Origin of the sequence: Bacteroides sp. OM05-10AA (assembly GCF_003439055.1) — a bacterium.
Taxonomy (GTDB): Bacteria; Bacteroidota; Bacteroidia; order Bacteroidales; family Bacteroidaceae; genus Bacteroides; species Bacteroides intestinigallinarum.
In genome coordinates this window covers 1-18982 of sequence record NZ_QSUR01000015.1, presented here as the reverse complement: position 1 = coordinate 18982, position 18982 = coordinate 1, and the positions used below count along the sequence as shown (strand labels likewise).

Genomic DNA, 18982 nt, shown 5'->3' with positions numbered 1-18982 from the left:
AGACAAGAAATCTTATTTAATATCATGAATATGAATAGACATTGTGGAATAATTAAGTTTATATTATTAGGGGTGGTTTGTATATCATTACTGCCTGTATCAGTGCATGCACAGAAGTATACGGAGTTTATCCCCGGTGAAGTTTGGAAAGATACGGACGGGAATCCGATCAATGCCCATGGTGGTGGACTTCTATATCATAACGGCACTTACTATTGGTATGGTGAATACAAGAAAGGGAAAACCATTTTGCCTGACTGGGCTACGTGGGAGTGTTATCGTACGGATGTGACCGGAGTAGGTTGTTACTCTTCTAAAGACTTGCTGAATTGGAAATTTGAGGGTATTGTACTTCCGGCAGTTAAAGACGATCCGAATCATGACCTGCATCCCTCCAAAGTATTGGAACGTCCGAAAGTGGTTTATAATAAGAATACGGGCAAATTTGTAATGTGGGCCCATGTGGAAAGTGCTGATTACAGTAAGGCTTGTGCCGGAGTGGCAGTTTCCGATTCTCCTGTCGGTCCGTTCGTTTATCAGGGAAGTTTTCGTCCGAACAATGCGATGAGCCGCGATCAGACTGTTTTTGTGGATGATGATGGACGTGCTTATCAGTTTTATTCTTCAGAAAATAATGAAACGATGTATATCAGCCTTCTGACTGATGATTATCTGAAACCGAGCGGACGTTTTACACGCAATTTCGTAAAAGAATCGAGAGAGGCTCCGGCAGTATTTAAATATAATGGTAAATATTATATGTTAAGCTCCGGTTGTACTGGCTGGGATCCTAATATAGCCGAGATCGCAGTAGCCGATTCTATTATGGGAACATGGAAGACAATCGGAAATCCTTGTACGGGACCGGATGCGGATAAAACGTTTTATGCCCAGAGTACTTATGTCCAGCCTGTTGTCGGAAAGAAGGATGCATATATTGCCATGTTCGACCGTTGGAAGAAGAAGGATTTGGAAGATTCCCGTTATGTATGGTTGCCTGTGTTGGTAAAAGAAGGGAAAATAACTATCCCTTGGCATGAAAAATGGAACCTTTCTATCTTTGACAAATAAAAAATAAATATGAAACGGATACTGCTACTACTTTGCGGAATAATGCTCGTTCCCGTTATTGCCTGTTCCCAGCATTTGGTTGAAGTGGGAAAGGGGTATAGCTGTACTTCGGTCAATACGACGGTCTTTCGGAATAACTCGCTGGTTACACACGGTGATGAACAATATATCAGTTATTACGATGACGATGGCTATCTGGTACTTGGGAAGCGGAAACTGGATTCGGAACAATGGACATTACATCGCACCCAATATCAGGGAAATGTGAAGGATGCTCATAATATAATTAGTATGATGATAGATGGAGAAGGATATATACACGTATCTTTTGACCATCATGGACATCCATTGAATTACTGCCGGAGCATTGCTCCCGGTTCTCTGGAACTGGGGGATAAAATGCCCATGACCGGAGTTGACGAAGGAAATGTCACCTATCCGGAGTTCTATCCTTTATCCGGAGGAGATTTATTGTTTGTTTACCGCTCCGGTTCTTCGGGTCGTGGAAATCTGGTAATGAACCGTTATTCGCTGAAAGAACATAAATGGACTCGTGTGCAGGATATATTGATCGACGGGGAAAATAAACGGAATGCCTATTGGCAGTTATATGTTGATGAGAAAGGGACGATTCATCTTTCATGGGTATGGCGCGAGACTTGGCATGTGGAAACAAACCATGATATTTGTTATGCCCGTTCTTTTGATAATGGGGTAACTTGGTATAAGACGAGTGGAGAACGATATGAACTCCCGATCAAATTGTCCAATGCGGAGTATGCCTGTCGGTTACCTCAAAACTGTGAGTTGATAAATCAGACGAGTATGAGTGCCGATGCGGGAGGAAATCCGTATATAGCTACTTATTGGCGGGAACCCGATAGTGATGTTCCTCAATACCGCATCGTCTGGAATGATGGGAAGATGTGGCATCAACGGCAGATAACCGATCGCCGGACACCTTTTACCTTGAAGGGCGGAGGTACGAAAATGATCCCTATTGCCCGTCCGCGTATTGTGGTAGAAGGTGGAGAAGTCTTTTATATTTTCCGTGACGAAGAACGGGGAAGCCGTGTGTCGATGGCACATGCGACTGATGTGGGTACCAGTAAGTGGACGATAACGGATCTGACGGATTTTTCGGTGGATGCCTGGGAACCCTCTCATGATACGGAACTTTGGAAAAAGCAGCGGAAACTGCATCTCTTTGTACAACACACCCGTCAGGGAGACGGTGAACGCACAGCGGAAATTGAGCCTCAAATGATATATGTATTGGAAACGAATATGGATACAAATAAATAAAGATATGAAGAAACTATATGCAACTCTTTTTTCTGCACTCTTTCTAGGCGGTGCAATCTGTGCAAGTTGTACGGATAAGAAGGATGTTTCTGCTGAAGAAGTGATAAACACCATTCATAAAGTGAATCATTATTGGCAGACGAATCATCCGGAACACGGACGTTCTTTTTGGGATAATGCCGCCTATCACACCGGAAATATGGAAGCTTATTTTTTGACTAAGCAGCCGGAGTATTTGGAATACTCGAAAGCCTGGGCGGAACATAATGAATGGAAAGGGGCAAAATCAGAGCATAAGGAAAACTGGAAGTACAGTTACGGTGAAAGTGATGATTATGTGCTTTTCGGTGACTATCAGATTTGTTTTCAGACGTATGCCGATCTCTATAATCTGGAACCGGATACACAGAAAATAGCCCGCGCCCGCGAAGTGATGGAATATCAGATGAGTACCCCCAATCATGATTATTGGTGGTGGGCAGATGGCTTATATATGGTCATGCCGGTCATGACAAAGATGTATAACATAACTAAGAATCCGCTCTATTTGGAGAAACTGCATGAATACCTCGCCTATGCTGATAGTATTATGTATGATGAAGAGGCCGGACTTTATTACCGGGATGGAAAATACGTGTATCCTAAACACAAGAGTGTGAACGGCAAAAAGGATTTCTGGGCACGTGGAGACGGCTGGGTATTGGCCGGATTGGCAAAAGTCTTGAAAGAACTTCCTGAAACAGATAAGTATCGTCCGGAATATATAGATCGTTTCCGTACCCTGGCTAAGTCGGTTGCTGCTTGTCAACAGCCGGAAGGTTACTGGACACGCAGTATGCTCGATCCTCTGCATGCACCGGGACCGGAAACCAGTGGAACGGCTTTCTTTACCTATGGTTTACAATGGGGAATCAATAACGGTTTTCTGGATGCTACAGAATATCAGCCGGTGGTTGAAAAAGCATGGAAATATCTCTCAACAGTTGCTTTGCAGCCTGATGGCAAGATTGGTTATGTGCAACCGATTGGTGAGAAAGCGATACCCGGTCAGGTGGTAGACGCAAACTCAACTTCGAATTTTGGAGTAGGTGCGTTTCTATTGGCAGCCTGCGAACGGGTTCGTTATTTGAATAAATAAATACAGGCACGGATTACACGGATTTTACAGCTCTTAGAGGCATGCCTTAATATAAGTCAACAGCGTATTTTAATTCAGCATCAAGCTCATATATGGCTTTAACGGCTGAAATATTCTATTGGTTAATTCACTAATATTCATTTGTATGTGTGCACCGGGCAGTCGCTCGGTATTATACATGCATTTTCCTTTGCATAGGTAATAATATCCGTTATTGACAGATAATTGTTTATCCGATAATTCCAACTGCATTTCATCTTCGGGAAAAGCCGCAGCATAGACTTGCAGCACTTCTTTGGCATTGATGATACGTGCCATGCCTAGCGGATGTTGAGGCTGTTTATCTTCGGGAGGCAGCAGTTGAACCATGCGCTTGCATCCGGTGTGTTGCCTGATCGCATACAATAAACTATATTCCACATCCTTATCATCAGCGCAAAGTTCATTGATAATGATATGTCTCTCTCTTTTATATATAATGGCTAGTCCCTTGATCTCGTTTTCCTGTCTGGCTACAAATAAATAACCTCCACTAATGGCAAGATCGGTCATAATAACCTGAAAGTCTTCCGATGTGTGCTGAATGCAGCAAGCTCGTTCGGAAAGCTTCTTATTCAAATAAGAATAGACTTCCTCCTGAAATTCTGAAACAACACTGACCGCTATCTCTTTAGAAGGAATAAACTCGGGCAAAACGATCTCTTTAGTTGAATACTTGAATACCGAAGCATATCCCATACGGGCATAATAATCAAACAACCAGGGTTCTGCCGGTATCAATGTGCTGAAGTGTACTCCATTCCGTAACATCCGGGCGAAAGACTGTGATAAAAGCTCGCGCATGACTCCTTTGCTTCGAAAATCGGGATGCGTACAGGCTCCTGAAATATAGGAGGTCTGTACAGTCTCTCCACCAAAAGTCATCGGATAAGGAAGCATTTGAAGGGCAGAGATTACCTCATCACCACTTTTGATGGCAACGTTCACCTCTGTCTTATAGCGTAGTCTGAAGTACATCTCGACGAATTCTTCACTATCGTCAAAACAGACTTTCCACAATGCTTTTACTTGCTCCTTTATCATCATATTTATAAAGAGTTTACCATTTAACCATATTCATGGGATGCTCTTTGAGACAAGCCATGTATTTTTCCAGAATCGTCACCGGTTGGTAAGACAATTTGGCTTTGCGCAAACCTTCGAGACCTAAATCCTCTTCCCGGTTAATATAGATATATTGTTCGGGAATCCGGTTGGCAAATTCATAATTAATCATAGCATACGCGCCTTCAATGCTGGTATCCGCTTTTTCTACATGCACGCCGAACGTTTCATGATTGATAGGCATACCGAATGTAAATGCTACGATTTTACCGTTCACATGAAGAATTCCACCCGTCAGTCCGAGTGCTTCGAAGTTGTGGAGGGCATAAATCAGGGCACGACGTTCATTGCCCGTCCCTTCCTGTTGGTCGCAATTATTCACTTTACACCATTCCGCTTCCAAATCCAGGCATTCCTGAATACGGTCCGGAGTGATCGGTGTATATTCATAATCCGGATAAGTGTTGCGGAACCGGTTGATATGATTTCTTTTCGCTTGGAATTTCTTACCCTTCAGTGTTGAAAGATCACTTCTCAAATAGATATAATCCGCATAGTCGCGGTCTTCTGTAAATGTGAACTGTTCCGGAAGGATAGCTTCGAGATCAGCACGCATATTACTGCACACTCCCAACATACAGAAATGCTGGTTCTCTTTGCGGGCATCCTCTATCAGTTCCCACAATATTGCTTTCAAATCTCCCGTACCTACGGGCATCATATAAGCAAGTTGATCTCCTGCCCAGAATTTGAACACTAAGAAATTGTCGACCACTGCAAATAGAGTATTATATAGGAATCTCCAACTACAAAGATTGGAAAATGAAAGATCGCAATTACGGCGATTACTTTTCATTGTGAATGAGGTGATTGTGTCTTTGTCTGCTAACGTGATGTCTTTAAATGGAATCATAAAATTGTTTTTGGTGTTTAACTCCTTATATAACGGAAAAATAGGAGATTTTGTTTTACAGGATACCTAATAATCGAAGGATAGTAGGTGTTAGCAGTGCAGTGAATATTCCATTCAGTGTCAGTCCCAGGCTGGCGTATGCTCCATATTTGCTGCTGATATCCATTGCAGTGGAGGTTCCGACGGCATGAGCGGCTGTTCCCATCGAAAGCCCTTGGGCGATCGGACTGCCTACACGCATGATTTTCATTGTCTTAAAGCCACAGATAGCCCCTAATAAACCTACTGCAACAACAACTGCCGCCGTTAGTGACGGAATACCGCCGATCGCTTTGGTTACTTCCATCGCAATCGGGGTCGTAACTGATTTCGGAGCCAGTGACAGGATTACCTCTTGTGAGGCTCCCATAAATTTCGCAATCAGTACTACTGAAATAACTCCGACGATGCAGCCTGCCAGTTGAGACAGTAGAATAGGCAATAACTGCTTTTTTATCATTTCCAGTTGAAGATATAAAGGTACGCCTAAAGCCACAACGGCCGGGCGTAGCCAGAATTCGATCAGATGTCCTCCTTTATTATATGTCTCATAAGAGATATTGGTCATTTTAAGGAAGATGATTAATAGTGCGATGGTCAGCAATATAGGATTTAATAATACCAGTCCTGTTTTCTTCTGAAGTAGTTTGGCAAAGAAGAAAATCCCGAAGGTAATGGCTAGCAGGAAGAAATTATTTTCTAAGAAGCTCATTTGTCTTTATTCGTTAAGTTGATTTTATCTTTAAGGTGTAGTTTCTCCGGCAGATGGAAATCTGACAGATGAAGTTTGCGTGCCAGTTTGATCTGACGCGCCAGCCTGAACTTGCGGACGATCTGATGTACCCATCCCGTTACAACAAGTACAAGTGCGGTACTGACAATGGTAGCTATCACAATCGGCCAGAATTCAGCTGCAATAACATCAAAGTACAACATAAGAGCCACACCGGGTGGAACGAAAAAGAATCCCAAGTTAGCAACCAGAAAGTCGGACAATCCCTGTACCCAGTGTAACTTAATCCAACCTAATTTTAAAAAGAGGGTGAGCAGCAGCATACCGATGATGCTGGAGGGGAGCTTGATACCCGTAAGATAAACTATTAATTCACCCAAAGCCAAACAGCCAAATAAAATGGCGCACTGACGTATCATAACTAATAACCTATTGATTTTGTTTGAAAACACTGCAAAGGTAGTGTATTCTCTTAGACTAGCTTTCTGTGAATGATATGTTTGCAATCTACATTAACATTTTTTGTTTGTCTTGTTAGTCTGCCGCTTCATTTTGACTAAAATGCTTTATACTTGGTTTAAAAGGTTGATTTCTGTGAATAAGTGGAAAAAATACTGGATGACGAAGTCTGTAGGTTTGATATAGGTAGTCATTACTATTGAAATAATTTGCTTTGTATTTATATTGTTTAAGAGAATTTGTTCTATATTTGCAGCAAGTCTTGCGAGCTTTGAGATAGCTCCGGAGAGAAAAAGACTTAAGATTAAGAAAAAACGCAAGAAGCGAAAAGTTATTATCCTAGAATTCGGAATCTGGTAAATTCAAAAAATGGCCGGGATAATAGCAACAGTTGCTTCACGTCTATGTTATAAATAGGCGTGGGGACTGTTGTCTATTTAGGTCATTGGGCTTACCAGAGCCTCGAATTCTAAGATAGACAATAACAGTCCTCGCGCTTTCTTTATATATAACTCCGCCATGGAGGACAGACGGAAGAAACTGAAATACACATGACAAAAAACAAACAAAGATTTGTGTTGTGGGGTTGGTTCTTATTTTTTCTATTTTTGAGTATTTTTGAAATAGATGCCCAAAATAAGATACGAGTGAATTCTTTCCAACGTATGGAAACAGATGTTACCGCTCGTATCACTTCCCCAAAGAGAGATCAAAACGGCGAGGTTTGTGCGCTTATCCGCATTGTTACTACTGAAAAGGAATTGATGTTTGAAGCTGATGCGCTAGGCATCACGGCACGCGAAAATAAACCAGGTGAAATCTGGATTTATGTACCGCGTGGGGCTCGTCGTATTTCGATTATGCACAATGATTATGGAGTACTCCGTAATTACTTCTATCCTGATATTATTGAGAAAGCTGTTGTCTATGAAATGGAACTTAGTGTGGGAGATGCTGTGCAGAGGGTGGTAAGTGATACCAATACGCAATTGTTGGTAATGCGTCCTGAACCGATTATGGCTGATATATATATTGATGAAGAAAAAGCTCCTGTTGAGAATGGATTGTTTACGGCAACAATGAAGAAGGGGATGCATACATATCGGGTAGAGGCACCGATGTATGCTCCTGAAGTTGGCGTTATAGATCTTGGTAGTGAGCAAAAAGTAATGAGTGTAACCCTGCGTCCCCGTTTTGGCTATTTAGAAATATTCTCTCTTCCCGAACAAGAAGCAAAAGTATATATTGACAGTGTGCAGGTTGGAGTGACTCCTTACAAGAGTGACCGTATGCCGTTACGTAACTATCGGATAAGGGTAGAGAAAGATTTTTTCTTCCCGATGGATAGCGTTGTGGGAGTTGCAGCTGGCGAGACAAGAACTTTGTCGTTTAAAATGACTTCAACGATTAAGCCGCGTTCTTCCCGGCGTATGCTGGTGATGGCGGATGTGGGTTATCAATCTTCTCAGTTGTCTTATGGTGGAATGATTGGCTTTGTCCGTGACAATGGTGCTTATATCCGTTTTCGCAGTGACTTTGGTTCTGTTTCCACCCATTTAGAATGTGATGATACGGGTACTTTAGTGTCAGGTGGTGAGGGAAAACCTTACTATCATACAGGTGTAGAACAGAAATCTCGTATGTCGGTTGTTGCCGGTTATCTTCGCCATTTGTGGAAACCGATTTATGTCTATGTTGGTGGGGGATATGGGCAACGGACATTAGCATGGGAAACTGTGGATGGAGAATTGGTTAAAAATATAGATCATTCTGCCTCCGGAGTGGCTGCTGAAATGGGGCTTCTATTGAATGTAGGAAAACTGGCTTTTTCCTTGGGATACCATACGGTGAGCTTTAAGAATCATGAGCTTGGTGCAAGTGTCGGTGTCATGTTTTAGCTGTCTAAACTAATTCTTTATAATTATGTGTTACAAGGTTTTGTTTTTCGCATGTGGCGTATTGCTACTATGTATGTTCGGTTGTAGTAAAGATTCTGTATCGGAAAATGAGATGCCAACATTGACTGTTGATGAGGCTTCAGCTATCAGCCGGAAGACAGCGGTTATCTCGGGGAGCATCTCGGTGCCGGAAGGAACAGAAATCAAGAGTTGTGGTTTCCTTTATTCTACAGTTTCTTCATTGCCAGAGACTGATTCTAAAGTGGTAAGTGTTATATTGAAAGGGCTTTCTAATACTTATGAGACAACACTTACGGGGCTTACGCCCAATACTAAGTATTATTATTGTTTGTATGCCAGCAGTGGATATACCACAACTCGGAGTAGTATACGGGAATTTACTACGGCTATTGACGGAGTGCCTGCCTTGGAAGTCTCAACTTCAATTTCGGTGTCGGAAACTTCTCTCACTTTGGCAAGTAAAATTGTAGATGATGGGGGAAGTAGTATCCAAAAGTTTGGTTTTGCATATAAGGAAACTGACTCATCGGATGCGGAAAAGCTAGTGGAAGCTTTAGACAAAACAAATGATGGCAGGTACACTTTCACTATAACCGGGTTGATTGCAGAGGCGAGTTATGATGTACGTGCTTTTGCAACTAATGCAAAAGGTACAGGATATGGAGAAAAAATTATATTGGTAACTTCTGCTCCTGAAACTCCTATTCTCCAGGCTGAAACTAAAGAGCCGGGAAGTGCATCTATTGAAATATCGGCTAAGTTGATGAATGATAATGATCTTACTTCCAGCCTCACGGAAGTCGGCTTCTGTTGGAGTAAGGATCAACAAGAACCGACTATGGATGATAGCAAAGTAATCAGCCAGTTGAATGGAAAGGGATTTAGTTCTATTGTTAAAGAACTGGTTTCTGAAACTACCTATTATATTCGTGCATATGCTATTAATAAACGTACTAAGATAGGATATAGCAATGTGATAACCTTTACTACTACAAAATCGGCTGTGCCCAAACTGGATGTCACCACGGCTGTAGCTATTGAAGAAACATCTGTTACGCTGCAAAGTAAAATACTAGATAATGGAGGTCATGATATTACAAAGTTTGGTTTTGCGTATAAGATAGGAAACAACGGTACTGAAACACTGAAAGAAGTTCCTGTTTTAGAACTGAAAGAAGATGGAACTTTCCAATATACATTAACGGGATTTTTGCCGGAAACGGTTTATGAAGTAAGGGCTTTTGCCGTAAACAGCATGGGAACTGGATATGGAGCAAGTTGTCAAGTTACTACTCTGGAACAGAAAGCTCCCCAAGTTTCATTGACAATGGGGGACCCAGGGACCCATTCTGTAATTGCAACAGCTGTTATTCAAAATGCAGGAGGTACATCTTCCATAGTGCGCGAAGTTGGCTTTTGTTGGTCTACCAGCTCTACGCCTACTCTTATAGATGATAAGATAAAAGCTATTTTGGATGGAATTTCATTCAATAGCAATATATCCGGGCTTAAAGCAGAGACGAAGTATTATATCCGGGCTTACGCTATCAATGAAGCAAAAGTAGGATATAGTGAGACTATAGAAATTATGACTGCGGTATCTAATGAACCGGATGTGGATGATAATGTGTCACCTGATAAATAATAAAGTAGCTATGAGAAATTTTATATATATTTTAATCAGCATTAGTTTTTTGTGTTTAAGTTCTTGTATGAATTTAATGGATTTAGAAAATCCTCAAGTGGAAGATGTGAAAACGAGAAATGCAAATTGGGAAACGGTAGAAATAGTATTAGAAACACCTGGTATATTATCAAAAAAGCTTGGCGATAAAGCTGCTGTGGTGGAGAAATTGATCATTTCAGGATCTTTTGATGCGGATGATGTGACTACGTTGCGGGCATTGCCTAATTTGCAATCTTTAAATATGAGGGACGTTACAATTGTAGGAGGTAATAAGACTTATCATTCAACAATTAATGGAATAGTTTCAAAGCTAAAGGACAATGCTATTGGTGACTATATGTTCAATGGCATGAAGTTGTCGGAAATAATACTTCCATCCAATATTGTTTCAATTGGAGCAATAGCTTTTGGTGCAGATAATGGCTTGGATAGTCATCAAACTTTTGAAACTATAGTGATTCCGGAAACTGTGAAAAGCATAGGAGATGCGGCTTTTCGTGGATGTAAAAAGCTACGAGCAATTATATTGCCCGAACAAGTTAAGGAATTTGGGAAGGAAATATTTCATGGATGTTGTAGTTTGGAAGAGGTTACGCTACCAAGCTTTATGGAAAGTATTCCGGGATTTATGTTTCATGGTTGCTCAAGTCTTGAACATATTGAAATACCTCAAGATGTTAAAAGGTTGGAGAATAGTGCATTTGCTGGATGCCTGGCACTGAAAAGTATTTCTTTACCATCAAAGTTAGAGTACATTGGCGGAGCTTTTTGGGATAGTGGACTTACTTCTATTACTATACCTGATGGAGTTACAAAAATAGAATCTGGTAAGCCGATTGGAATCACTGATCCTGTGGGTGCCTTTGAAGGATGTAAATCCTTGTCTTTGGTAAATTTATCTAATACATTAACTGATATGGGTAAAAGGGCATTTGCTAACTGTACAGCATTGACAGCTATTAAGATTCCTGAAAGTGTATTGGCTATTTCTAATTCGTGCTTTATTTCCTCTGGGTTGACTAATATTGAATTACCTCATACTTTGCACAGTATCAAGGAATATGCTTTTGCTTATACTCCTATTGAAAACATAATACTTCCTGATGGTTTGGCGGATATTGCTTTTAGGGCTTTCCTTGGCTGCAAGAAACTAAAGAGTATAATTATTCCAAAGAGTGTAACATCAGTTGGAGGAGGTGCGTTTGGTTACTGTTATGGGCTGACGTCTATTTTCTGGAACACTTCCATTCCATTTCCTAATATACATTATTATCAAAGTCAATGGGAAATTACTAATGGAGGAAATTTAAACTGTTTACTCTATTTGGCGGACGAAAATACGAAAAATGATTATAAAGGTTGGAAAAATATTATCATAAATGGAGTTGCCGACCAGATAGTGCTCTCTTCGGATGAAGGAGATTTTTATTGTCCACAATCCTTTAAAGCCCTCAATATATCATATACGAAGAACTTTAAATACAATACCTTTCCTGGAGAGGCAGCTGGATGGGAAAGTCTTTCATTACCTTTTACGGTCACTCGTGTCACGCATGAAGATGGTAGAGTTTTGGCACCTTTTAATAGCAACGTTGATGGTAGCAAGCCTTTTTGGCTGCGCAGGCTGACGCTTAACGGATTTAAAGATGTCACTACTATTGAGGCAAATATACCTTATATTATTGCGATGCCTAACAATAACAAATATACTTCAGATTTTAATTTGAAAGGAAAAGTGACATTTTCTGCCAAAGATGTTACGGTTCCTATAACCCCTTCATTATCTAAAGAAGAAGGACCTGATTTTATGTTTTGTACTAATTATAAGTATGGTGAAGGAAGTGCCTCTATTTATACATTAAATAAGGAGGACTCTGAACTAAAACCTGGAAGTGTTTTTCTTCGTTCGGAACCTTATATTTATGCTTTTGAAGCTTATGTAATTAATAAAATCACTTCTTTGCAATCTCCGTTCATGTTTAGTATAGGGGGCAAAGTTGCGACGCGAAGTTACCGCACAGTCGGGAATAAACCAAGTGTAGATGATATGTAACTTTCTATATTGCAATGAATAAACATATTTTTTTTATTTCAGTTATCCTGCTGATCTCTTCTACTATTTGTGCCCAAACGGTAGAAGAGATTCAGCAAAGCGATGAATATCTTTGGGGTACAGGGAATGCTCTGACTTTGAAACAAGCGGATAATGATGCGTTGGTTTCATTAGTTAGCCAAATCTCTACGAGTGTTTCTTCACGCTTTGAGCAGTTGACCGAGTCGTGTGCTAATGGGGATAAAATCATAGCAAACGATAAAGTTAAGTCCATTATTCAGACTTATTCCCGTGCCACACTGAACAATACACTGCGTATTGTTATAAAGAATGAGCCTGATGCTGCCGTCATGCGCTATATTAAAAAATCAGAAATAGAGAGAATCTTCGAGGGAAGGAGGAATAAACTGCTGGATTTTACTAGCGAAGCGGAACGGTTGGAAAAGAAAATGCAAGTAGCTGATGCTTTGCGCTATTATTATTGGGCGTTCGTGTTGTTACAGAGCTATCCTGACGGCAATTTTTTGACAATGAAAGATGATAGTGGCACTGAACGACTATTAGTTTCGTGGATACCCCGGCAGATGAATGAGATTTTTACGAATATCACTCTGTCTACTGAGGCTGTGAGGCAAGAGAATAACTTGAAGATAATAACTGTAAAGGTGTTTTATAAAGGAAAACCTGCCTGTAATTACGATTACTCTTATTTTGATGGGCGGGACTGGTCGAATATTTATTCTGCTAAAGACGGTACAGGTATCATAGAACTACCAGTGATGGCTAATATAGACAATCTTCCTGTGAAAACGGAATATATGTTTGAAGGAGAATCCAATATAGACAATGAATTGGCAGAAGTGATGGGAAGTGTAACACCTATTGTAATGCGAAATTCATATCTGAAGCTTGAAGGTGAAAAAACAAAAATGGAAAATGAAATTTTGTCTGCTGCAGTTGATGAAGAAAAGAAAAACAGTGGATTACATTATCTGATGCTTCAAGAAGCTACTCCTTATCTGGAAACAATGCGGCAGGTGGAGGCTATCATTCGTAATCGCAATTATAGTGCCTTGAAAAATTTATGCTCTGAAAGAGGATATAACATGTTCAAACATCTCATTGAATATGGAAATGGACAGATTATTCGTCAGCCTGATTTTAAGTTTTTGGAGTACAATGGCGGAGTGACATGCCGGAGTCTTGTCATGAGTTTCAGTTTTAAGAATAATCATCGGACATTTGTGGAGGATGTTGTATTTCGGTTGAATAGGGAAGGAAAAATCGATGAACTTTCTTTTGGATTGAATAAAACTGCTGTTGATGATATTATGAATCAAACGGCTTGGGGGGACACTGCACGACAAGTGCTTATTAACTTTTTGGAGAACTATAAAACTGCTTATGCCTTGAAACGACTGGAATATATTCATAGTATTTTTTCGGATGATGCTCTCATAATAACTGGCTCTGTTCTGAAGAATTCCGGCTATGGAGAGAAGCAATTGCTCAATAAGCGATTAGTACGATATACCAGGCAAAGTAAAGAGGAGTATATAAAGAAGTTGAATCATATTTTTAAGAGTAACGAGTTCGTCAATCTTCGTTTTGCTGACAATCAAGTGCGAAAGTCGGGCGTGGGAGGTGAAATTTACGGTATTCAGATTAAACAAGATTATTTTTCATCCAGCTATGGTGATACAGGATATTTGTTTTTGATGGTAGATTTAAATAATCCGCAGGAACCGCTCATTCATGTTCGTACTTGGCAACCTGAGAAAGATCCAAACTTTGGACTGATTGATCTGAGCTATTTTTAGTTTAGTCATGAACTGACTGTATAAGTATAATCGGTGAAATGAGGATTCACTAACAATATTAATCATTAAAAGAACAATTACAATGAAAAAGAATTTGTTAATCAATGCCCTTGTGGCATTTGTTATGATGTTGGCTGTCAATGTTGCTGCGCAAGAAAGAGCAACCGGAAAGGATTTTAAGAACTTAAAAGAGCGTGAAAAAGTTCTGGATAAAGATTTGCGAAAGAAGGCGATAAAGAATGCACGTAGTGAAGCCAAGAAGCTGGAGAAAGAAGGCTTCAAGACACCGGTGGGTAAATTGCCTTTGGCTAAACAAATAGAAACGTCATGGGAAAAACAGGCAGAATTGGATATGGATGGAAATCCGTATTGGTATGTCGCTTCATCTAGAATTATTGGTGCCAATCAGTCTGCCGCTGCTATGCAAGCTACTAATACTGCCAAGATAGAGCTTGCCGGACAGATCCAAACTAAAGTGTCTCAACTGATTGAAGCTAAAGTAGCCAATGATGATATGGGGCAAGAAGAAGCTGCTGGGCTGTCGAGCGTAGTAGCTGCCAGTAAGAGCGTTATCTTTTCAACGTTGGGACGTATCATTCCTTTGGTAGAAGTTTATAGGACATTGCCCAACCATAATGTGGAAGTAATGGTAACAATAGGTTACAGCATACAGGAGGCCAATAAAGAGGCTGTCAATGCTATCCGTAAAGAACTGGCTGCTAAATCAGAAGACTTGGTTAAAGAGTTGGATAAATTGGGCTACTAATAGGGGTATTTGCTTATAAATCTATGATGCAAATGAATAAGATGAAGGAGGGGGCGGTGGCTTGTGCTGTCTATTTTTTATCAGTGACGTCTCTTTACGCACAAAACATAGAGAAAGATTTCGATGAATTTAGGAAAAAACAACAGATGGAATTCAACGATTTTAGGAGTAAGGCAGATGTGGAGTTTGAAACGTTTCTCCGGGAAACTTGGACAAAATATGATGCGTTTACTCCCATTCCTGCTCCGACACGCCCTGAGCCTCCAAGACCAGTGATATTTGATAAGACAAACACAGTCCGACCTCCGATAGTCGTCAAACCGATTTCTGGAGGTAACGTAAAGAGAAGAACTAATATTCCAGTGAAAGTGGAAATACCGTTGATAAAGCCGGGTAGAAGTGTAAACCGTACTACGATTGATTTTTACGGAACAGACTTTGATGTAGCGACTGATGTTATTGGTCATGTTTCTTTATTGGATAATCAGGAAGCTAGTGTGGCAGATGCTTGGAAAGAGTTATGCCGAAAGGATTATGGACAATTGCTAAGTGATTGTCTGACCCTCAAAAAAGAAAGAAAGTTGAACGACTGGGCCTATTTGCTTTTTACAAAGTGCATTGGCGAGCAGGTGTGTGGGAAGGATTGTACCAATGATATTGTTTTCCTACAAATGTTTCTGCTTAATAAATCCGGTTATAAGGTACGTTTGGCTAAGATTGATAATAAACTAAAGCTATTGGTTGCCACAGAAGGAATTATCTATGCTGCTCCTTTCTTGGAAATGGATGGGGATAAATATTATGTTTTTGAGCCAAACCCGAAAAGTTCAACAAGCATTTATACCTATCGTCGGAATTTTGCAGATGCTAAAAACTTGGTTTGTCTCCAAATAAGAAATGTTCCAGTATTCTCAATGGAAAGGCAGGAACGTATGCTTTCTTCGTCGGACAGCAAACTGAAAGTGCGGGTTATGGTTAACAAGAATCTGATAGATTTCTATCATGATTATCCCCAATGCGATGTGGCGACACATTACAAGACTCCGATGAGTGAGGAATTGCACTCTTCTTTATATTCACAACTGAAAAAAGCGATTGATGGCAAATCTCAAGCCGATGCTGCTGATCTGCTCCTGAACTTTGTGCAAACTGCTTTTCAATATAAGACAGATGGTGAACAATTCGGTTATGAAAAACCGAATTTTCCGGATGAGACTTTCTACTATCCTTATTGTGACTGTGAAGACCGGGCTATGCTTTATGCTATTTTGGTAAAAGATTTATTGAAATTGGACACTATTCTGCTAGATTATCCTAATCATATAGCTTCTGCTGTTTGTTTCATGGAAGAGGTTCCCGGGGATTATGTTGTGCTGGAAAATGGCGTTAAATATCTGATTTGTGACCCTACTTATATAGGAGCACCTATCGGTACTTGTATGGAACGATATAAGAGTGTGGCGCCTAAGATTATCTTTTAGTGTTAAATATTACAATATTTTAGACTTGAAAGAGAAAAATAGGCGAAATTGTAATGTGGATATTGCAAAATTGAGTACTTTTGCACCGCAAATTACAAATTGTAATGAGGTTTTATAATAATATTCAATATATCTATGCTCAATTTAATCAACCAAATCGTGGCGCGTGCGAAAGCAAATCGCCAACGTATTGTTCTTCCGGAAGGAACTGAAGAACGCACATTGAAAGCTGCCAATATGATTTTGACAGATGAAGTAGCCGATCTAATTTTACTGGGTAAACCGGATGAAATTAATGAACTTGCTACAAAATGGGGATTGGGAAACATCGGTAAAGCTACTATCATTGATCCTGAAACTTCTCCGAAACACGAAGAATATGCACAGTTGTTGTGTGAACTTCGTAAAAAGAAGGGGATGACTATCGAAGAAGCCCGCAAATTGACGAGCGATCCTTTGTTCTATGGTTGTTTAATGATTAAGAGCGGTGATGCTGACGGTCAGTTGGCTGGTGCCCGTAACACTACTGGTAACGTATTGCGTCCTGCTTTGCAGATTATCAAGACTGCGCCGGGAATCACTTGCGTGTCTGGTGCTATGTTGCTTTTGACTCATGCTCCTGAATACGGAAAGAATGGTATTCTGGTCATGGGTGATGTTGCTGTAACTCCGGTTCCGGATGCAAATCAGCTGGCACAGATAGCTATTTGTACTGCGCAGACAGCGAAAGCCGTTGCCGGTATTGAAAATCCGAAAGTAGCTCTGTTGAGCTTCTCTACCAAGGGTTCCGCTAAACACGAAGTAGTGGATAAAGTGGTAGAAGCTACTAAGATTGCAAAAGAGATGGCTCCTACTCTTGATTTGGATGGTGAAATGCAGGCTGACGCTGCTCTTGTACCGGAAGTGGGTGCTAGCAAAGCGCCGGGTTCTCCAGTAGCCGGAGAAGCAAATGTGCTGATCGTTCCAAGTCTGGAAGTTGGTAATATTTCTTATAAATTAGTTCAACGTCTGGGACATGCTGACGCTGTTGGTCCGATTCTTCAGGGTATTGCCTGTCCGGTAAACGACTTGTCTCGTGGTTGTTCTATCGAAGATGTATATCGCATGATTGCTATCACAGCTAATCAGGCCATTGCAGCAAAAGCGAATAAATAAGTATTAGATATAAAGTATTAAGTATAAATCGACAACGACATGAAGATTCTGGTATTGAACTGCGGAAGTTCATCTATTAAATATAAATTGTTCGATATGACCACCAAAGAGGTGATTGCACAAGGTGGTATCGAAAAAATCGGTCTGAAAGGATCATTCTTGAAACTTACTTTGCCGAATGGTGAAAAGAAAATATTGGAGAAAGATATTCCTGAACATACAGTAGGAGTAGAGTTTATCCTGAACACGCTGATTAATCCTGAATATGGCGCTATTAAATCTTTGGATGAGATCAATGCAGTAGGTCACCGTATGGTACACGGAGGCGAGCGTTTCAGCGAATCTGTATTGCTGAACAAGGAAGTGCTGGAAGCTTTCGCTGCTTGCAATGACTTGGCTCCGCTTCACAATCCTGCTAACTTGAAAGGGGTAAATGCAGTTTCTGCTATTCTTCCTAACATTCCGCAGGTAGGTGTATTCGATACGGCTTTCCATCAGACAATGCCGGATTATGCTTACATGTATGCTATTCCTCACGAACTGTATGAAAAGTATGGTGTACGTCGTTATGGCTTCCACGGAACTTCTCATCGTTATGTGTCAAAACGTGTATGTGAATTCCTGGGTGTAAATCCGGTAGGACAGAAAATTATCACTTGCCACATTGGTAACGGTGGTTCTATCGCTGCTATCAAAGATGGTAAATGTATGGATACTACTATGGGCTTGACTCCATTGGAAGGCTTGATGATGGGTACTCGTAGCGGTGATATTGATGCCGGTGCAGTAACATTTATCATGGAAAAAGAAGGCTTGAACACAACCGGTGTTTCCAATCTGTTGAATAAGAAGAGTGGTGTACTGGGTGTTTCGGGTGTATCAAGCGATATGCGTGAACTCTTGGCTGCTTGTGCAGCTGGCAATGAGAAAGCTATCCTTGCTGAAAAGATGTACTATTACCGTATTAAGAAATATATCGGCGCTTATGCTGCAGCATTGGGCGGTGTAGATATTATCCTGTTTACCGGTGGTGTAGGTGAGAACCAGATGGAATGTCGTCGTGAAGTTTGTAAGGATATGGAATTCATGGGTATCGAACTTGATAACGAAGTAAATGCTAAGATTCGCGGTGAAGAAGCAATCATTTCTACTCCTGCTTCTAAAGTGAAAGTAGTAGTGATTCCAACAGACGAAGAACTGTTGATCGCATCAGATACAATGGATATTCTGAAAAAATAATAACTGAACTGGTTTTATATTGTACGGGGATGTGCCAAGATTGGTGCATCCCCGTCTTTGTACGCTCGGCATGAGCATTATCTAACGGGTGTAAGTCCCG

The 18982-nt window shown here is 40.6% G+C and carries 15 protein-coding genes; 11 read left to right on the top strand and 4 right to left on the bottom strand.

The window, feature by feature from the left end; translation table 11 throughout:
• Positions 1 to 30: 30 nt before the first annotated feature.
• The 3 genes from DXB58_RS13180 to DXB58_RS13170 are packed head-to-tail and all read left to right on the top strand — an operon-like array spanning position 31 to position 3514.
• Positions 31 to 1071: a glycoside hydrolase family 43 protein gene (locus tag DXB58_RS13180; protein ID WP_199487957.1), complete on the top strand. Its 1041-nt coding sequence runs from the start codon at positions 31 to 33 to the stop codon at positions 1069 to 1071.
• 9 nt (positions 1072 to 1080) lie between these two features.
• A complete protein-coding gene (locus DXB58_RS13175) occupies positions 1081 to 2376 on the top strand; it encodes a BNR repeat-containing protein (protein ID WP_122137025.1) in 1296 nt (431 codons plus the stop codon).
• Positions 2377 to 2380: 4 nt separating this feature from the next.
• Positions 2381 to 3514 carry a glycoside hydrolase family 88 protein gene (locus DXB58_RS13170; RefSeq protein ID WP_122137082.1) on the top strand — a complete coding sequence of 378 codons (1134 nt, stop codon included), beginning with the start codon at positions 2381 to 2383 and terminating at the stop codon, positions 3512 to 3514.
• 69 nt (positions 3515 to 3583) lie between these two features.
• On the opposite strand, the gene DXB58_RS13165 is transcribed toward DXB58_RS13170, so the two are convergent.
• Genes DXB58_RS13165 through DXB58_RS13150 form a run of 4 tightly spaced genes read right to left on the bottom strand, consistent with a single transcriptional unit; the run spans position 3584 to position 6722 of the window.
• On the bottom strand, positions 3584 to 4600 hold the full coding sequence (locus DXB58_RS13165; protein WP_122137024.1) for a GNAT family N-acetyltransferase: 1017 nt from the start codon (positions 4598 to 4600) through the stop codon (positions 3584 to 3586).
• 13 nt (positions 4601 to 4613) lie between these two features.
• A complete protein-coding gene (locus DXB58_RS13160) occupies positions 4614 to 5531 on the bottom strand; it encodes a DUF2156 domain-containing protein (RefSeq protein ID WP_122137023.1) in 918 nt (305 codons plus the stop codon).
• A 55-nt stretch (positions 5532 to 5586) separates the two neighbouring features.
• Positions 5587 to 6282 carry an LrgB family protein gene (locus DXB58_RS13155; protein ID WP_004299735.1) on the bottom strand — a complete coding sequence of 232 codons (696 nt, stop codon included), beginning with the start codon at positions 6280 to 6282 and terminating at the stop codon, positions 5587 to 5589.
• Positions 6279 to 6722 (bottom strand): CidA/LrgA family protein, encoded by a 444-nt coding sequence (locus DXB58_RS13150; RefSeq protein ID WP_004299736.1) that lies wholly within the window; start codon positions 6720 to 6722, stop codon positions 6279 to 6281. Before DXB58_RS13150 ends, DXB58_RS13155 begins: the two co-directional genes overlap by 4 nt.
• 705 nt (positions 6723 to 7427) lie before the next feature.
• Here DXB58_RS13150 and DXB58_RS13145 point away from each other — a divergent pair.
• The 8 genes from DXB58_RS13145 to DXB58_RS13110 all read left to right on the top strand — a co-directional run bounded on the left by DXB58_RS13145 (position 7428) and on the right by DXB58_RS13110 (position 18882).
• Positions 7428 to 8660 (top strand): PEGA domain-containing protein, encoded by a 1233-nt coding sequence (locus tag DXB58_RS13145; protein ID WP_233527293.1) that lies wholly within the window; start codon positions 7428 to 7430, stop codon positions 8658 to 8660.
• Positions 8661 to 8685: 25 nt separating this feature from the next.
• On the top strand, positions 8686 to 10326 hold the full coding sequence (locus DXB58_RS13140; protein ID WP_147338729.1) for a hypothetical protein: 1641 nt from the start codon (positions 8686 to 8688) through the stop codon (positions 10324 to 10326).
• A 10-nt stretch (positions 10327 to 10336) separates the two neighbouring features.
• The gene (locus tag DXB58_RS13135) at positions 10337 to 12421 is read left to right on the top strand and encodes a leucine-rich repeat domain-containing protein (protein WP_158571567.1); all 2085 of its coding nucleotides are present in this window, start codon (positions 10337 to 10339) and stop codon (positions 12419 to 12421) included.
• A 14-nt stretch (positions 12422 to 12435) separates the two neighbouring features.
• Positions 12436 to 14241 carry an LPP20 family lipoprotein gene (locus tag DXB58_RS13130; RefSeq protein WP_122137019.1) on the top strand — a complete coding sequence of 602 codons (1806 nt, stop codon included), beginning with the start codon at positions 12436 to 12438 and terminating at the stop codon, positions 14239 to 14241.
• Between the two features lie 82 nt (positions 14242 to 14323).
• Positions 14324 to 15007 carry a hypothetical protein gene (locus DXB58_RS13125; protein WP_122137018.1) on the top strand — a complete coding sequence of 228 codons (684 nt, stop codon included), beginning with the start codon at positions 14324 to 14326 and terminating at the stop codon, positions 15005 to 15007.
• 32 nt (positions 15008 to 15039) lie between these two features.
• Complete coding sequence (locus tag DXB58_RS13120; protein WP_122137081.1) at positions 15040 to 16488, top strand: hypothetical protein; 1449 nt, start codon at positions 15040 to 15042, stop codon at positions 16486 to 16488.
• A gap of 135 nt (positions 16489 to 16623) precedes the next feature.
• Positions 16624 to 17643, top strand: a complete 1020-nt coding sequence (pta, locus tag DXB58_RS13115) for a phosphate acetyltransferase (protein WP_117935486.1) — start codon at positions 16624 to 16626, stop codon at positions 17641 to 17643.
• A 39-nt stretch (positions 17644 to 17682) separates the two neighbouring features.
• A complete protein-coding gene (locus tag DXB58_RS13110) occupies positions 17683 to 18882 on the top strand; it encodes an acetate kinase (RefSeq protein ID WP_122137017.1) in 1200 nt (399 codons plus the stop codon).
• Positions 18883 to 18982: the final 100 nt, after the last annotated feature.

What these genes read in the sequence shown, in the direction of transcription:
- DXB58_RS13175 (WP_122137025.1), top strand. Translation starts at nt 1,081, where the DNA reads ATGAAACGGATACTGCTACTACTTTGCGGAATAATGCTCGTTCCCGTT.
- DXB58_RS13165 (WP_122137024.1), bottom strand. Translation starts at nt 4,600, where the DNA reads ATGATGATAAAGGAGCAAGTAAAAGCATTGTGGAAAGTCTGTTTTGAC.
- DXB58_RS13125 (WP_122137018.1), top strand. Translation starts at nt 14,324, where the DNA reads ATGAAAAAGAATTTGTTAATCAATGCCCTTGTGGCATTTGTTATGATG.
- DXB58_RS13160 (WP_122137023.1), bottom strand. Translation starts at nt 5,531, where the DNA reads ATGATTCCATTTAAAGACATCACGTTAGCAGACAAAGACACAATCACC.
- DXB58_RS13130 (WP_122137019.1), top strand. Translation starts at nt 12,436, where the DNA reads ATGAATAAACATATTTTTTTTATTTCAGTTATCCTGCTGATCTCTTCT.
- DXB58_RS13155 (WP_004299735.1), bottom strand. Translation starts at nt 6,282, where the DNA reads ATGAGCTTCTTAGAAAATAATTTCTTCCTGCTAGCCATTACCTTCGGG.
- DXB58_RS13110 (WP_122137017.1), top strand. Translation starts at nt 17,683, where the DNA reads ATGAAGATTCTGGTATTGAACTGCGGAAGTTCATCTATTAAATATAAA.
- pta (WP_117935486.1), top strand. Translation starts at nt 16,624, where the DNA reads ATGCTCAATTTAATCAACCAAATCGTGGCGCGTGCGAAAGCAAATCGC.
- DXB58_RS13145 (WP_233527293.1), top strand. Translation starts at nt 7,428, where the DNA reads ATGGAAACAGATGTTACCGCTCGTATCACTTCCCCAAAGAGAGATCAA.
- DXB58_RS13150 (WP_004299736.1), bottom strand. Translation starts at nt 6,722, where the DNA reads ATGATACGTCAGTGCGCCATTTTATTTGGCTGTTTGGCTTTGGGTGAA.
- DXB58_RS13135 (WP_158571567.1), top strand. Translation starts at nt 10,337, where the DNA reads ATGAGAAATTTTATATATATTTTAATCAGCATTAGTTTTTTGTGTTTA.
- DXB58_RS13170 (WP_122137082.1), top strand. Translation starts at nt 2,381, where the DNA reads ATGAAGAAACTATATGCAACTCTTTTTTCTGCACTCTTTCTAGGCGGT.
- DXB58_RS13120 (WP_122137081.1), top strand. Translation starts at nt 15,040, where the DNA reads ATGAATAAGATGAAGGAGGGGGCGGTGGCTTGTGCTGTCTATTTTTTA.
- DXB58_RS13140 (WP_147338729.1), top strand. Translation starts at nt 8,686, where the DNA reads ATGTGTTACAAGGTTTTGTTTTTCGCATGTGGCGTATTGCTACTATGT.
- DXB58_RS13180 (WP_199487957.1), top strand. Translation starts at nt 31, where the DNA reads ATGAATAGACATTGTGGAATAATTAAGTTTATATTATTAGGGGTGGTT.